Source organism: Acinetobacter sp. ATCC 27244, from assembly GCF_000156555.1.
Classification (GTDB): Bacteria; Pseudomonadota; Gammaproteobacteria; order Pseudomonadales; family Moraxellaceae; genus Acinetobacter; species Acinetobacter haemolyticus.
Map to the genome: position 1 here is coordinate 28,504 of NZ_GG665963.1, position 14,652 is coordinate 43,155.

12 protein-coding genes are annotated in these 14,652 nt (G+C 40.7%); 5 read left to right on the forward strand and 7 right to left on the reverse strand.

Annotated features, from left to right (window positions below; genetic code table 11):
* Positions 1-77: 77 nt before the first annotated feature.
* Positions 78-2,810, reverse strand: a complete 2,733-nt coding sequence (gene secA / locus HMPREF0023_RS13555) for a preprotein translocase subunit SecA (RefSeq protein WP_008942343.1) — start codon at positions 2,808-2,810, stop codon at positions 78-80.
* A 364-nt stretch (positions 2,811-3,174) separates the two neighbouring features.
* On the opposite strand from secA, the gene HMPREF0023_RS13560 reads away from it, so the two are divergent.
* Both HMPREF0023_RS13560 and HMPREF0023_RS13565 read left to right on the forward strand, forming a co-directional pair.
* On the forward strand, positions 3,175-3,810 hold the full coding sequence (locus HMPREF0023_RS13560) for a peroxiredoxin (protein WP_004640715.1): 636 nt from the start codon (positions 3,175-3,177) through the stop codon (positions 3,808-3,810).
* 224 nt (positions 3,811-4,034) lie between these two features.
* Positions 4,035-4,613 carry a dual specificity protein phosphatase family protein gene (locus HMPREF0023_RS13565; RefSeq protein WP_017395706.1) on the forward strand — a complete coding sequence of 193 codons (579 nt, stop codon included), beginning with the start codon at positions 4,035-4,037 and terminating at the stop codon, positions 4,611-4,613.
* Between the two features lie 41 nt (positions 4,614-4,654).
* On the opposite strand, the gene HMPREF0023_RS13570 is transcribed toward HMPREF0023_RS13565, so the two are convergent.
* The 4 genes from HMPREF0023_RS13570 to trpA are packed head-to-tail and all read right to left on the reverse strand — an operon-like array spanning position 4,655 to position 8,698.
* Positions 4,655-5,728: an SPOR domain-containing protein gene (locus HMPREF0023_RS13570; protein ID WP_008942345.1), complete on the reverse strand. Its 1,074-nt coding sequence runs from the start codon at positions 5,726-5,728 to the stop codon at positions 4,655-4,657.
* Positions 5,719-7,005 carry a bifunctional tetrahydrofolate synthase/dihydrofolate synthase gene (gene folC, locus HMPREF0023_RS13575; protein ID WP_008942346.1) on the reverse strand — a complete coding sequence of 429 codons (1,287 nt, stop codon included), beginning with the start codon at positions 7,003-7,005 and terminating at the stop codon, positions 5,719-5,721. The genes HMPREF0023_RS13570 and folC overlap by 10 nt, the downstream gene beginning before the upstream one ends.
* Positions 7,002-7,898, reverse strand: coding sequence for an acetyl-CoA carboxylase, carboxyltransferase subunit beta (accD, locus tag HMPREF0023_RS13580; protein ID WP_004640724.1), 897 nt, complete (start codon positions 7,896-7,898; stop codon positions 7,002-7,004). The genes folC and accD overlap by 4 nt, the downstream gene beginning before the upstream one ends.
* Positions 7,895-8,698, reverse strand: a complete 804-nt coding sequence (gene trpA, locus HMPREF0023_RS13585; protein ID WP_008942347.1) for a tryptophan synthase subunit alpha — start codon at positions 8,696-8,698, stop codon at positions 7,895-7,897. The genes accD and trpA overlap by 4 nt, the downstream gene beginning before the upstream one ends.
* Before the next feature lie 318 nt (positions 8,699-9,016).
* On the opposite strand from trpA, the gene HMPREF0023_RS13590 reads away from it, so the two are divergent.
* A complete protein-coding gene (locus HMPREF0023_RS13590) occupies positions 9,017-10,348 on the forward strand; it encodes a Na+/H+ antiporter NhaC family protein (protein ID WP_008942348.1) in 1,332 nt (443 codons plus the stop codon).
* Between the two features lie 30 nt (positions 10,349-10,378).
* Here the strand turns inward: HMPREF0023_RS13590 and HMPREF0023_RS13595 are convergent, their stop codons facing one another.
* Positions 10,379-11,401, reverse strand: coding sequence for an AraC family transcriptional regulator (locus HMPREF0023_RS13595; protein ID WP_005083292.1), 1,023 nt, complete (start codon positions 11,399-11,401; stop codon positions 10,379-10,381).
* 115 nt (positions 11,402-11,516) lie between these two features.
* On the opposite strand from HMPREF0023_RS13595, the gene HMPREF0023_RS13600 reads away from it, so the two are divergent.
* Entirely contained in the window at positions 11,517-12,392 is an 876-nt protein-coding gene (locus HMPREF0023_RS13600; RefSeq protein WP_004640729.1) for a metal-dependent hydrolase, read from the forward strand.
* A 51-nt stretch (positions 12,393-12,443) separates the two neighbouring features.
* Here HMPREF0023_RS13600 and HMPREF0023_RS13605 read toward each other — a convergent pair whose 3' ends face one another.
* Positions 12,444-13,439, reverse strand: coding sequence for a DUF2804 domain-containing protein (locus tag HMPREF0023_RS13605; RefSeq protein WP_004640730.1), 996 nt, complete (start codon positions 13,437-13,439; stop codon positions 12,444-12,446).
* Positions 13,440-13,667: 228 nt separating this feature from the next.
* Here HMPREF0023_RS13605 and HMPREF0023_RS13610 point away from each other — a divergent pair.
* On the forward strand, positions 13,668-14,652 hold a 985-nt coding region (locus tag HMPREF0023_RS13610; RefSeq protein WP_008942349.1), incomplete at its 3' end, for a metallophosphoesterase.

Here is a 14,652-nt window from a genome sequence, read left to right on the forward strand (position 1 = left end):
AGCTTAATCTGACTCAAGTAGTTTATCGTAAAAAAGCAGAGCCTATGCTCTGCTTTTTTGGATGAACCACAGTTAAATTAAAGTTTACCGTGACATTGTTTGTATTTTAAACCAGAGCCACATGGACAAGGTGCATTACGACTTTCAGGTACTGGGAATGCTGTATTGTTTGCCAGTTCTGTTTCTTCAGAAGCAGTCACTTCACCCGTTAAACCATCGACCTCATCATGCTCAAAAGAAAGACGCATCGATTCAGCTTGGCGTTGCTGCTGTGCTTCCATTTCTGCTAGCTCTTCAGCTGTTGGAACATGGACACGTGATAAATCAGTAACAACATCTGATTTGATCACACCCAACATGTTCACAAACAAATTAAAAGCTTCTTTTTTATATTCTTGCTCAGGGTTTTTCTGAGCATAACCACGTAAATGAATCCCTTGACGTAGGTAATCCATTGCCGCTAAATGATCTTTCCAATGACGGTCAAGCGAGTTCAACATAAAATGACGTTCAAGCATAACCGCTGATTCAGCACCCATTTGTTCACGACGTTGACGGTAGCGATTTACAATTTCATCAGAAATACGAGCAATAAGACCTTCTTCATCTAAACGACGATCCTGATCTAACCATTGCTGTACTGGCAATTCGATACCCAAATCAGCGCGTAAAGCATTCTCTAAACCTTCGATATCCCATTGATCATGTACAGACTCTGGTGGAATAAAAGTTGCAATCACGCCTTTCACAACTTCACGATGCATTTCTTCGATATAATCTTGTAAGGTACTTTCAGCAAGAACCTCATCACGTTGAGAGTAAATAATCTTACGTTGTTCATTATTTACATCATCATACTTCAACAAATTCTTACGAATATCAAAGTTACGTGCTTCAACTTTACGTTGTGCATTTTCGATCGAACGACTCACCATTTTATGTTCAATGGCTTCATTTTCCTGCAAGCCCATGGCACGCATCATCGCAACCACACGATCGCCAGCGAAGATACGCATTAAATCATCTTCTAGTGACAGATAAAAACGCGATACCCCAGGATCACCTTGACGTCCAGCACGACCACGTAGCTGGTTATCAATACGGCGTGATTCATGACGTTCAGAACCAATGATATGTAAACCACCTGATGCTAATACATCTTCATGGTCTTTTTCCCATTGTGCTTGCAAACGTGCTTCATCTTCAGGTGTCGGATTTTCAATTTTAGCCAGCTTAGCTTTCCAGTTACCACCCAGCAAAATATCTGTACCACGACCTGCCATATTAGTTGCAATGGTTACCGCATTCGGGCTACCTGCTTGCGCGATAATATCTGCCTCACGCTCATGCTGTTTCGCATTTAGGACTTCGTGATGAATACCTGCCTGTAATAATTTTGAAGACAGGATCTCGCTTGCTTCAATCGTTGCAGTACCAATCAGAATAGGTGCTACACCCTTCTGACGAATATTGGTAATTTCTTCAATAATGGCATTGTATTTACCATTGCGATTTAAATAGATTAAATCATTATGGTCGATACGCACCATTGGTCTATGCGTTGGAATGATCACCACATCCAAGCCATAAATTTCTTTCATTTCCGCTGCTTCTGTATCAGCAGTACCTGTCATACCTGAAAGCTTTTTATACAGACGGAAATAGTTCTGGAATGTCGTCGTTGCAAGCGTTTGGTTTTCTGGTTGAATTTCCATGTTTTCTTTGGCTTCAACCGCTTGGTGCAAACCTTCTGACCAACGGCGACCTGGCATGGTACGACCAGTACTTTCATCCACAATAATCACTTCTTCTTTTTGCGTTTGTGGATTAATGCCAATGATGTAGTGCACGTTCTTTTGATAAAGATAATGTGCACGAATCGCTGCCGTTACATGATGAACTAAATTCAGATTTGTTGCAGAGTAGAGACTTTCACCTTCCGCTAACAAACCCATCTGAATCAATTCTTGTTCAACAGTTTCATAGCCGATTTCAGTCATTTCAACTGAACGTTGCTTTTCGTCTACCCAGAAATGCCCACCATCCGCAACTTTTTCTTCTTTCTGAGGTTTTAATTTTGGAGGAATACTGTTGATTAGCTGATATAAATGAGAGGAATCTTCACTCTGCCCTGAAATAATCAATGGTGTACGTGCTTCATCGATCAAGATTGAGTCAACTTCATCAATGATCGCATAGTTCAGACCACGCTGCTTTTTCTCTTGTAAAGAAAACACCATGTTGTCACGGAGATAGTCAAAACCAAATTCGTTATTGGTACCGTAAGTAATGTCTGCAATATAAGCTTGCGCTTTCTCATCAGGCATTTGCATAGAGTAAATTACACCAATACTCAAACCTAAAAATTCGAATAATGGACGGTTTAACTCCGCATCACGTTGTGCCAAGTAGTCATTCACGGTAATGACGTGAACGCCTTGACCACTCAACGCATTGAGATAACAGGCCAAGGTACCCATCAAGGTTTTACCTTCACCTGTACGCATTTCAGCAATTTTACCTTCATGCAAGGTAATACCACCGATTAACTGCACATCATAATGACGCATACCCATGACACGTTTAGCAGCCTCTCGACAGACCGCAAAAGCTTCAGGCAGTAATTTATCTAGACTTTCACCGTTTTGGAAACGTTGTTTGAATTCTGGAGTTTTTGCAGAGAGGTCTGCATCGTTAAGAGTAGATATCGTCGGTTCAAGCGCATTGATTTGTTCAACAATTTTACGCATGCGTTTGAGCTCACGCTCATTTTTAGTACCGAAGATACCTCCGATCAGACTTGCCAACATGAATAAACTCTCTAATCCTGTTTGTTATAAGGTTTGGAAATATCAACAAACCTTAGGTCGGTTAATTTTTTCTTAGCTGTTATTATGGAGTCAGAAATAAGAACTACAAGTGCTTTACGTTCAAACAGCAAAAAAAACTGCAAAATGATTCTGACATCATGCAACCAAAGATCGTTAATGTAGCAAATTTACCTTTCCGTTACATCGACTTAAATGTGAATTTTTGATGATTTTTATACCATAGCGCCTACATTCATATATTAAAAAATGATAATAAAATGAAAAAACAATAATTTTGTTTATAAGCAAAATACTGCATATTGGGTTATCGCATTATTAAATAACATAGAGTTAAGGAGTAGTCATGACATTACGTTTAGGTGATATCGCGCCAAATTTTCAACAAGCATCAAGTGAAGGCACGATTGATTTTTACGAATTTTTAGAGGATGGCTGGGCAGTTTTATTTTCACATCCAGCTGATTTTACTCCTGTCTGCACCACCGAACTGGGTTTTACAGCAAAACTCAAAGATGAATTTAATAAGCGTGGTGTTAAAGCAATTGCTCTTTCAGTCGATGACGTAGACTCACACCAGCGTTGGATTGAAGATATTAATGAGACACAAAATACGACAGTGAATTTTCCAATCATTGCAGATAAAGACCGTAAAGTATCCGAGCTCTATGGCTTTATCCATCCCAATGCCAGCGAAACCTTAACCGTTCGTTCGTTGGTGATTATTGATCCAAATAAAAAAGTTCGCCTAATCATTACCTACCCAGCCTCTACAGGACGAAACTTTCATGAAGTATTACGTGTCATAGACTCGCTACAATTGACAGATCATCACAAGGTCGCAACGCCAGCCAATTGGCAACAAGGTGAAGATGTGGTGATTATCCCTTCGCTTAAAGATGAAGAAGAAATCAAACAACGGTTCCCTAAAGGTTATAAGGCGGTGAAACCTTATTTAAGATTGACTGCTCAACCAGAATAATAAAAAACAGCAAAGATTTATGATTCAACCAGCCCTTTAACTCACTAGTTAAAAGGGCTTTTTTTGTCTATCCCTGATTGATAATAAGCATGGACTACAACAACCTATTTTTCTAGATATTCTTCTCTACCGCTTTTTATCGTTACAATTTCTCGCTCAACTTCTATTTATTATTCAGTTACTTTGTGCGCACAACTTTTCCATATCCAATCATGACCTTTACAATGAAAAAATTATTGATCAGCACCATTCTCATTAGTACGCTCAGCATGAATGGTTGTATGAAATATCCCAGCCTAAGTGATGAACAACGCCCAAACAATTGGGGTACATTGATTTCTAACACACATAATTTCTATCAAATTAGTCAAGATGTCTATCGAAGTGAGCAACCTGACGCTGAGCTGATTGCCAGTTTAAAACAACATCAAATCCACACTGTGATCAATCTCAGAGCACGTAATAAAGATGCGAATGTGTTTAAAGATCAAGATTTTAATCTGGTACATATCCCCATCTATACATGGGCAATCAATCGTGATGATCTCTTAACCGCAATGCGAGCAATCCAAACTGCAAAACAACAAAATCAGAAGGTTTTAGTCCATTGTTATCATGGCTCTGATCGCACGGGAGCAACCATTGCGATGTATCGAATTATTTTTGAGAATTGGTCAATTGAAGATGCCGTCAAAGAAATGAAGCAAGGGGGCTATGGCTACCATGTCATCTGGAAAAACATTGAACATTTATTCACTACAGACAATGTAAAATGGATTCAACAACAATTGTCGAATCCATAATAATTTAGAAAAAAACAGGGGCGAAAAGCCCCAGTTTTATTTTAGCGCTGATCAAGTGGAACCCAATCAATCACCCATGCTGATTTCATATTTAAACTTTCATCCGCTGCGATCTTTTTACGGACTGCATCAGCAGTTTCTCTATCTTTAGATGGACCAACCATGATGCGTATTCCTTTCGAGGTTGGACTGGTCGTGACTTTATAACCTTTAGCTCTCAGTTTGGATACCACGGCATCTGCATTGGCCTGATTTGCAGCCAAGGCCACTTGAACCATCCAATTTTTATCGCCATTTTCCATGAGTTCACGTGCTTTTTCTGCTTCAGCTTTTTTCTTTGCTTCTTCTTCAGCCTTTCGCTTGTCTTCCGCAGCCTTCTTCTCAGCATCAGCTTTACGTTTCTCTTCAGCAGCTTTCTTTTCTGCCTCAGCCTTACGTTTATCTTCTGCTGCTTTCTTCTCTGCTTCAGCTTTACGTTTATCTTCAGCGGCTTTCTTCTCCGCTTCAGCCTTACGTTTATCTTCGGCAGCTTTCTTCTCTGTTTCAGCCTTACGTTTATCCTCAGCAGCCTTCTTATCTGCCTCTGCTTTACGCTTATCTTCAGCAGCTTTTTTCTCAGCGTCAGCCTTACGTTTTTCTTCTAATTTACGCTTTTCTTCCGCGAGTCGCTGGGCTTTGGCAGTATCATCTTCAATCAACTCTGGTGGAATATTATCTGAACTTTGTTGCGCTGCCATACGTCTAGCATTAATTGCTGCATATTCTTCTGCTGCTTTTCGTGCAGCCGCAGCTTCCGCTTCTTGCTGCATTTTTAAGAACTCAGCAGCACGTGCTTCTTGTTCCGCAACCGCTTTCTCACGAGCATGACGTTGCTCTTCAAGTAATCTTTTTTCTGTCTCAACATCAATGGCTAAGGGTTGCAATGACACCATTTCATTGTCTTGAGCTGGCTGTGCCAATTTGGGTTTAGACTCCGTTTGAGCACTTGGATGCGCCACTCTCGCTTTGTCTTGCTCTATTTCTTCATTACCCTTAAGAAGTAATGCTGCCAATAAAACACCACCTCCGAGTAAAACAACGCCGCCCATCCAACGTTGTTTGTTATTCATTGACATTGTTCTAAATACTCCCAAACCGCTTCTAAGGTATGAAACGAACCACAGACTAAAATCAGCTGATTGTTATTACATTGTTTCAGCGCAGTTTCAAATGCATCTTGGATACTGCCAAACTCAAGTACCTGCTGCTCCTGTAATGCATCATGCAACTGATGCATTGGCGCGGCTCGAGGCACATCTAAGGTAGCAATAAACCAATCTTTTACTGTTGTTTTTAGTAAATTCGTGACCGATGCAATATCTTTATCTGCCAACATCGAAAATACTGCAACAACTTCTGTGTACTGTTTATTGTATTTTAAGAAATTTCGCAACTGCTTCAATAAAAATTCTACGCCATGCGCATTATGTCCAGCATCAAAAATAACAGTTTTATCCTGAATCTGACGTATTTCGAAACGACCTTGTAAGCGAGCTTGCTGAATACCTGTGGCAATCGCCTGCTGTGAAATCTTAAGACCACTGGCCAATACAGCCGCAACTGCGGTTGAGATATTCTCCAATGCAAGTTGACCAACAGGAAGTTTTAAGGTGGTGCCAGAAGAAGCAAATGACCAGCTTTGACCATCATCATTGAGCTGATAAAAATAATCCCGATTCAATGCATACAAACGCGCTTGAGTTTCAGCGACTTTATCTTGAATCGCTTGTGGAAGTTGTTGTTGCCCCGCAAAGACCACAGGAATATCTGGGCGAATAATCCCTGCTTTTTCAAACGCAATTTTTTCAATGGTATCGCCTAACCAATCGGTGTGATCCAGCCCAATATTGGTAATCACTGCAATATCTGGATCAATGACATTCACCACATCTAGACGGCCACCAAGACCAACCTCAAGTACCCAGACATTGCACTGTTGATGCTTAAAGATCACAAAAGCAGCTAAAGTCGTTGCTTCAAAGAAAGATAGACTTAAACCACAATCACGACGTGCTTGATCCACAGCAACAAAAGCATCAACCAAGCTTTGATCATCAACCTCAATACCCGCTAATTTTACTCGCTCATTAAAACGATAAATATGGGGTGATTGATACAAACCAACTTTATAACCTTGTGCATTTAAAATTGCAGCCAAAGTGGTCGTCGTTGAACCTTTGCCATTGGTACCAGCAACTGTAAATACCTTTGCGTTAGGTCGCATTACTCCTAATTTTTCAGCAACAGGAATAACGCGCTCTAAACCTAAATCAATGCCTGTAACATGAACATGGCTCCAATAATCGAGCCATGTTGTTAACGTATCCGTAGAGCGTGGAGCGTGTGGTTTCAAGGTAGATTCATCAGCTTTGCAACAAGTCGATATACAGTATCACGTAATGCGTGACGATGAACAATTTGATCGACTACACCATGATCAAGCAAATACTCAGCGCGTTGGAACGGCTCTTCTAACTTTTCACGCACGGTCTGTTCGATCACACGCTTACCAGCAAAACCAATCATGGCTTTTGGTTCAGCAATATGTACATCACCTAACATTGCCAATGATGCAGTGACACCACCATAAACAGGGTGAGTCAATACCACTAGATAAGGAACACGTGCCTCTTTCATTTTTTGAATCGCAGCTGCGGTACGCGCCATTTGCATTAAAGACAACATACCTTCTTGCATACGCGCACCACCAGATGCAGCAAAACAAATCATTGGTTGATGTAATTCAATTGCTCGTTCAGCCGCTTGTACAAAACGATCACCCACGACCGTACCCATTGAACCGCCCATAAAGTCGAAATCAAAGGCGCATGCAATTAAATCTAGTCCTTTGAGTGAACCTTGCATCACTACAAGCGCTTCCGTCTCACCTGTTTTATCTTGCGCTTCACGCATACGATCAGGATAAGCTTTACTATCCACAAATTTTAACGGGTCTTTAGCACTGAATTCTTGACCGAGTTCTGCGTCCACTTGGTCAAAAAACCAATTCAAGCGATCACGTGCACGCATACGTAAATGCTCATCGCATTGCGGACAGACATAGGCATTAAATGACATAGCTGTACGTGTCACCAAAGCATGACATTCTGGACATTCAATCGTAGGCTCAGTAAAAGTCGCCTTGAAGATCTGCTGCTCATTTGCAACCTGAATACCTGGAACTTGACGCTCAGTCCAAGGCGTTGACGGGTTTAGAACCGTCCCTGCTGTTAATTCTTGACTCATACTAACTCATCGAGCGCAGCCCGAAGCTCCTTCACTTTATTCACCGTCTGTTGCACAGCCTCATCAGCTGGCAATGTCGCAAAAGATTTAACGAAAGCACTTCCTACAATCACCGCATCAGCGACTTGACCCATTGCTTTTGCAGACGCTGCATCACTAATACCAAAACCAACTCCCACAGGAACATTGGTTTTGGTTTTAATTTTCGCAATACGTGCTGCAGCTTCAGAAGTATCTAATGTCGCTGCACCAGTCACACCTTTGAGGGAGACGTAATACACAAAGCCACTTGCTTGATCGACCACATGTTGAATACGGTGATCTGTTGAAGTTGGTGCAAGCAAGAAAATTTGATCCATCTCATTTTGTTTTAAGACTTCACCAAATTGCTTTGATTCTTCTGGGGGTAAATCCACCAAAAGAACACCATCTACACCGCAGGCTTTCGCATAGGCAACAAACTTTTCATAACCAATCACTTCAACAGGATTTAAATATCCCATCAAAACGACTGGTGTTATTTGATCTTGCTCACGAAAGGCTTTCACCATATCCAATGCATCAAGTGTATTGGTTCCACCAGCCAAAGCGCGCTCAGCAGCCAAAGCAATCACAGGACCATCGGCCATAGGATCGGAGAATGGTAGACCAAGCTCAATCACATCAACACCGGCTTCAACCATTTGATGAAGCAATGGAACAGTTACCTGTGGATGCGGATCACCTGCCATAACATAAGAAACAAGCGCTTTACGTTGCTGAGATTTAAGCTGTTCAAAACGAGTGGCAAGACGTGACATAGGATTATGCTTTCCTTGATTTATATTGGGACCTGCTTGACATTTTACAGATGCACTTTGCAGCCCCCTAAGTTGAGGAGTTGTTTGTAGTTAGACAAAAACACTGCATTGTAACGCTATTTTTTGCTCATTGAACAGAGTTTGACGTGATTGCAGTGCTGATTGTCATCACCAACAACAGCCCCTACACATTTATCTATATTTTCGTTTTTTTCTCAATGATCAAAGCTTCCTAATTTCAAGCCAATCTTTCTACATTTTAGAAATGAGCCAAGCTCCTTTATACTATGTCCACTTTTTAAATTTTCTTTTGATTTTATGTCTGCCCACACTCAGGAAAAAGTACAAAGCAATGCACTTGCTTTGCTACCGCTATTGGTATTTTTGATCATCTTTCTCGGGAGTGGTATCTATCATTCAATCATCGGGACCGAATTTGCCTTCTATCAAATTAAAGCCCCGATTGCAGCCATACCTGCAATCATCTTAGCTTTACTACTGTATAAACAAAAACTCAATACAGCTATTGAGGAATTTTTACAAGGCGCGAGTCATCCCAATCTGATTCTGATGTTTATGGTATTTATGTTGGCAGGCGCATTTGCCAGTGTCTCAGGGGCAATCGGGAGTGTCGATGCAACGGTTCAACTTGGACTTTCATTGATTTCAGCACAATTTGTGTTGCCTATGCTGTTCATCATCGCTGCCTTTATCGCAACCGCCATGGGAACCTCAATGGGGACCATTGCTGCGTGTGCACCTATTGCCTTTGGCTTTTCCCAAGCAACGGACATTACGCCCCTCTATGCCATTGGTGCAGTGATTGGTGGTGCCATGTTTGGAGACAACTTATCGATGATCTCCGACACGACCATTGCCGCTACACGCAGTCAAAACGTTGAATTAAGAGATAAGTTTAAGGTCAATGTTTGGATTGCATTACCTGCCGCAATTATAACCTTAATTGTTTATTTTTCTCTCAGTCACCAGTCTGAGGCGATACAGACCAAACCTTATGATATTTGGTTGATATTACCTTACCTCGCAGTTTTCTTTCTGGCCTTTACCCGATTGCATGTACTGGCTGTGCTGATGATTGGCGTGGTGTTGTCAGGCATGATGGGCTTACTCAATAAACCTGACTTCCATTTGCTGCAACTCAATAACTCGATCTATAACGGCTTCGTCGGTATGTTTGAAGTTGCATTGTTATCCATGTTATTGGGAGGCTTATCTGCATTAATGCAAAAAGCTGGGGGATTACATTGGTTGATCCAGCGCATTTATGCCATCACACGTTTATTTAAATTTGGGACCCAACGTGCAGGTGAGTTTGGAATCAGCTTTTTGGTGGTATTTTCAAATTTATTTGTTGCCAATAATACCGTGGCGATTATTTTATCAGGTGATATGGCGCGTGTAGTTGCCAAAGAATATGGGATTGATCCTAAACGTAGTGCTGCCCTGCTCGATATTTTTTCCTGTGTAACTCAAGGGATCATTCCTTACGGTGCACAATTATTATTGGCTTGTTCAATAGCCAAGATCTCGCCAATTGAGCTGATTGGGCATATTTACTACTGTTGGGTATTAGCGATTTTTGCAATTCTCGCAATTGTCTTTCATTATCCACGCTTAAAAACATCGTAAAATTCATATGAGACTCTTTAAGGCTTAACGCTAAAGAGTCTTTAAAAACTGTTTCGGAGTAACACCAGTCCAACGCTTAAATGCTCGTCCAAATGCACTTTGGTCTGCGTAATTTAAACGCTCTGCAATCTCAGAAAATGACTTGCCTTGCTGCAAATAAAGCTTACTTTGCTCCAACCGATATTGATCCAAAATATCTTGAAAATTCAAATGATAAGCTTTGAGCTGGCGTTGTAAGGTCCGTTCAGAACAATGCAAATGTTTTGCCACATAACTCGATAAAACTTCTTCTTGTTGTAATAATCCTTGCTCAATAAAGCTTTGTATTTTTTGTCTCAACTGCTGCTGTTGAATCTCGAAAGAAGTGACATGATTTAACGATTGCTGTGCCTGCGTTGATAGCACCTGATTCAATTGCTGATCAGCAGCGATACTTTTCGCCTTCAAAATCTGATTTGAAAAGCGTATTGCATATTGCCCTGATTGAACTTGGATTGGACAGCCGTAAAATTTCTCAAAATGAAACAAAGCAGTATGTGGTGTATAGCCAAATTGAATCATCTGTGGCGGATGTAAAGTATCTTGAACAATGGATTGCGCTATCTTAAAAAGCAATGCCAAATTCAGCTCATACATTTCACGATAATCTGGATAAGAAGCACTCCAAACAATTTGAATGTAGTCCGAAAACTGCTGAACATTAAGCTGCTCTAAATTGGTCTGCTTAAAAATCAGAGAATAATAGCGCTGTAAAAGTTGTAATGCTTGCTGTAAGTCCAAACTGGTTGATGCTAGATATCCCATTAAGCCCAGATCTTGCAAATTGGCACGCTCTGCTAGAACTAAGGTAATTGGGCGTGAGAAATAGGGTTGAGCCGCCTGTAATAATTGAGCATAACGTTCGACATCAAAATCTTGTTGGTCAGGATTTTCAAGGCACGAATAGAAGTCTTGCCAAAGTTCAGGCACAGCAACTTTGGACAAATCAATATGTTCCTGTTGTAAAACACGATTTAACAATCGCAAATACCCAATGATAATTTTAACTGACATATGTCAATCTCACCCTGATCTGTCGTTATTTGTATAAAACTTGGCTGAAACTGTCAAAACTTTTCGTCGGACTTTTCCCATACTGAATCTATGAAAAAGGCAAGGAATCGTACAAATGAATGCACATGTTTCCTATCAGGTTGATCCAGTCGTTAGAACAAAATTAGATTTCCATCTAGACCAAGCTCCTCGCTTTTGGTTTGGTGGCGATCCATTTCGTACCCGTATGTTTGATGCATTGAGCCTCACTTTTCCAGATGGTGAGCGCTATTTTATTGAATGTGTTCGTCTATTCCGTGACAAGATTACAGATCCAAACTTACAAGAACGTGTTGCTGATTTTATCCGTCAAGAAGCTCAACACGGTATCGCTCATGACAAAATGAATCAGATCATGAAACAACAAGGTATGCCTGTTGATCAGTTCACTGATCGTTTAAAGAAAATTTTTAAGTTTGAATTAAAGTATCGCTCCCCTCAATACAACATCGCCATGACTGCCGCTGCAGAGCATTTAACTGCACTGATGGCAGAAACGTTCTATAGCAAAAAAGAAACTTTGGCAGAGGCGGATCCTTTCGTAAGAGCACTTTTTGCTTGGCATGCGATTGAAGAAATGGAACATCGAGATGTTGCTTTTGATGTCATGCGTGAAGTTGGTGAAGTGCCTGAAGCAACTCGTCGGTTTGCTTTAGTATTTACCACTGTACTCATGTTTGGTTTTACACTATACCGTACTGATGTAATGTTGAAAAAAGATGGTTTTAATCTAAGGCAACGTATTGATTTAGCGCGTAAAGGTTTGCCATGGTTCTTTGGTCGTAACGGTATTTTAACGGCAAAAAGAGCACAATATAGCGATTGGTTTAAAAAAGACTTCCATCCAAATCAACACCCTGTTATTCGTCAATACGATGTCTGGATTGATACTTTGGCTAAGACCAATGATCCAATTGCTGCGGGTGAAGCTTTTTGGCAAGCAGGCCTTTAATTCATCCTTTATCAAAAAATCCCCTTTAAGTTAGGGGATTTTTTATTTCTTTTACCACTTCGCATAATGCTGTTCTAACAAGCCATATTGCTGATCCAACTGCACCAATTCAATTTGTTCACGTTCTATCGTACCACTGACTTTGGCTTGCCATTGATTAAACTGACTGCCGATTAAACGTAGATTAATATTTTCAAAACGACACCAACCTGTTTCGATGACTAAGTTTAAACAGCCACCCAAAGAACGAATCGACCACGTTTTTTCATTCTGCTGTTCAAATAAAACATCTGTGAGTGGATATAAACGTCCATCCACCCATAACGCATTTTCATTGCCAAAACTTTCATTGACACCGGATGCAAGATTAAGCCCAATCCGACGCCCTTGCGCATCACGAAATTGACAGGACAGCCAAAACCAAGCCGTTTCTGGTCGTAAAAAACCACAAGTATCATCTAAAGCAGCCAGACTTTGGGCATCGAACTCTATCCGTTGCTGATCAGGACTAATAAAAAATCCCTCGACCGCCAGCGTTGTTTGCTTTTGGGTGTACGTCCAACCATTAATGCCTGTCGGACTACACAAGCTCAGTGCATCTGTTCCAGCACAAAAAATACGTGCTTTCAGTTGTATCTCGCCATATTTCGTGACTTGAATATAGCGCACGCCATTGGCATGTTGCATGTCAAACTGATAAGACGATTTTTTAAAATGACTTTGGCTAAATAGTGGTTGTTCATCAAGTTGTGTATTGATCGCCAAAGGTTGAATTGCATTCCATTCGATGACTTTGCCAGATAGATGATCGTAAACATAGAAAAAACCATGGCCAGCCCACGATAAATCAACGATCGCAATTCCAATACTAAAATGCGCATGTTGCAAACCACAGAATTTGAATTTTTTATACTTAAGGTGCTTACGCCACCCTTTCAGCACCTGACCATAAGGCGTTTTATAAATATAGTCGTCGATATTAATTCGTGATGGTACTTGATCGAAACGCCCATAACGCGGCTGACCATTGGCTTGTATCAAATCCATTTTTCATTCCTTGATTTTGCAGCTTCGTGTTGCTTAATCACATCCACGCCAATAATAGACGGTAAATCGTACAATTGACTATCATTTTTGCATCAATATTAATTCCTTGGATGTAATCCCCAATCGATGTACTACCTACGCACAGCCATCATCGCACACTATTTCATCAAAGGTTCATACTGATCTTTTATCTTTAAAAACAATCTTATACCACTTGATCAAAAAACCATGAAAACACGTACTATTTTTAAGGTAAATGCATTGTGCGTCATTTTATTGGCACTCACTGCTTGTAATGACAATGATGATAAACAGTCACGCAAAGTTGAACGTGAGAATCAAACCATTAATGTGCTGGCATTCAATGACTTTCATGGAAACTTAGAACCACCTAAACGATTTATTGAAGCTGAAGATCCACATGATCATAGTCAAACAGTACGCATTCCAGTTGGTGGTGTCAGTTATTTTGCCGATGCAATTAAGAAACTTCGTGCCCAATATCCAAATAATGCGGTCGTTTCTGCTGGCGATTTGATTAGTGCCTCACCATTAATTTCATCACTATTTTTAGATGAACCTACCATTGAAGCAATGAATGATATTCAAATTGATTTCAATGCCGTTGGAAACCATGAGTTTGATCGTGGGACAGATGAACTTCGCCGCTTAAAAAATGGTGGTTGCCAGCAATACACCACCACAAAACCTTGTCAAATTAATCCAAACTTCTCTGGGGCAAAGTTTGAATTTTTGGCAGCGAATGTTTCGATGAAAGCTGATCCCAAAAAGACGTTGTTCCCTGCCTATAAAGTCAAAACTTATGGTGGTATTCCAGTCGCCTTCATTGGTTTAACACTCGAAGCGACGCCAAGTATTGTTTCTGCGGCAGGTATTACCGATGTAAATTTCCATGACGAAGCAGATACCGTCAATGCGTTGATTCCTGAATTAAAAAAACAAGGTATTGAAGCAATTGTGATGGTGGTACACGAAGGAATGGCTCCAAGTACCAAGTTTAATCAAAAAACATGTGAAGGTCTGAGTGGGCCACTGATCGACGTGCTTGAACGTCTCGATCCAGCCGTAGATGTCGTTGTTTCTGGTCACACCCATCAATCCTATATATGTGATTATGCAACGAAAAATCCAGCCAAGCCTTTTCTACTCACTTCAGCAGGTCAATACGGCACGATCATTACCAATATCCAAT

Bases quoted from the DNA above. Each gene is read 5' to 3' on its own strand.
- secA (WP_008942343.1), bottom strand. From the start codon at position 2,810: ATGTTGGCAAGTCTGATCGGAGGTATCTTCGGTACTAAAAATGAGCGT.
- trpA (WP_008942347.1), bottom strand. From the start codon at position 8,698: ATGTCACGTCTTGCCACTCGTTTTGAACAGCTTAAATCTCAGCAACGT.
- HMPREF0023_RS13605 (WP_004640730.1), bottom strand. From the start codon at position 13,439: ATGGATTTGATACAAGCCAATGGTCAGCCGCGTTATGGGCGTTTCGAT.
- HMPREF0023_RS13560 (WP_004640715.1), top strand. From the start codon at position 3,175: ATGACATTACGTTTAGGTGATATCGCGCCAAATTTTCAACAAGCATCA.
- HMPREF0023_RS13565 (WP_017395706.1), top strand. From the start codon at position 4,035: ATGAAAAAATTATTGATCAGCACCATTCTCATTAGTACGCTCAGCATG.
- HMPREF0023_RS13570 (WP_008942345.1), bottom strand. From the start codon at position 5,728: ATGTCAATGAATAACAAACAACGTTGGATGGGCGGCGTTGTTTTACTC.
- accD (WP_004640724.1), bottom strand. From the start codon at position 7,898: ATGAGTCAAGAATTAACAGCAGGGACGGTTCTAAACCCGTCAACGCCT.
- HMPREF0023_RS13600 (WP_004640729.1), top strand. From the start codon at position 11,517: ATGAATGCACATGTTTCCTATCAGGTTGATCCAGTCGTTAGAACAAAA.
- HMPREF0023_RS13590 (WP_008942348.1), top strand. From the start codon at position 9,017: ATGTCTGCCCACACTCAGGAAAAAGTACAAAGCAATGCACTTGCTTTG.
- HMPREF0023_RS13595 (WP_005083292.1), bottom strand. From the start codon at position 11,401: ATGTCAGTTAAAATTATCATTGGGTATTTGCGATTGTTAAATCGTGTT.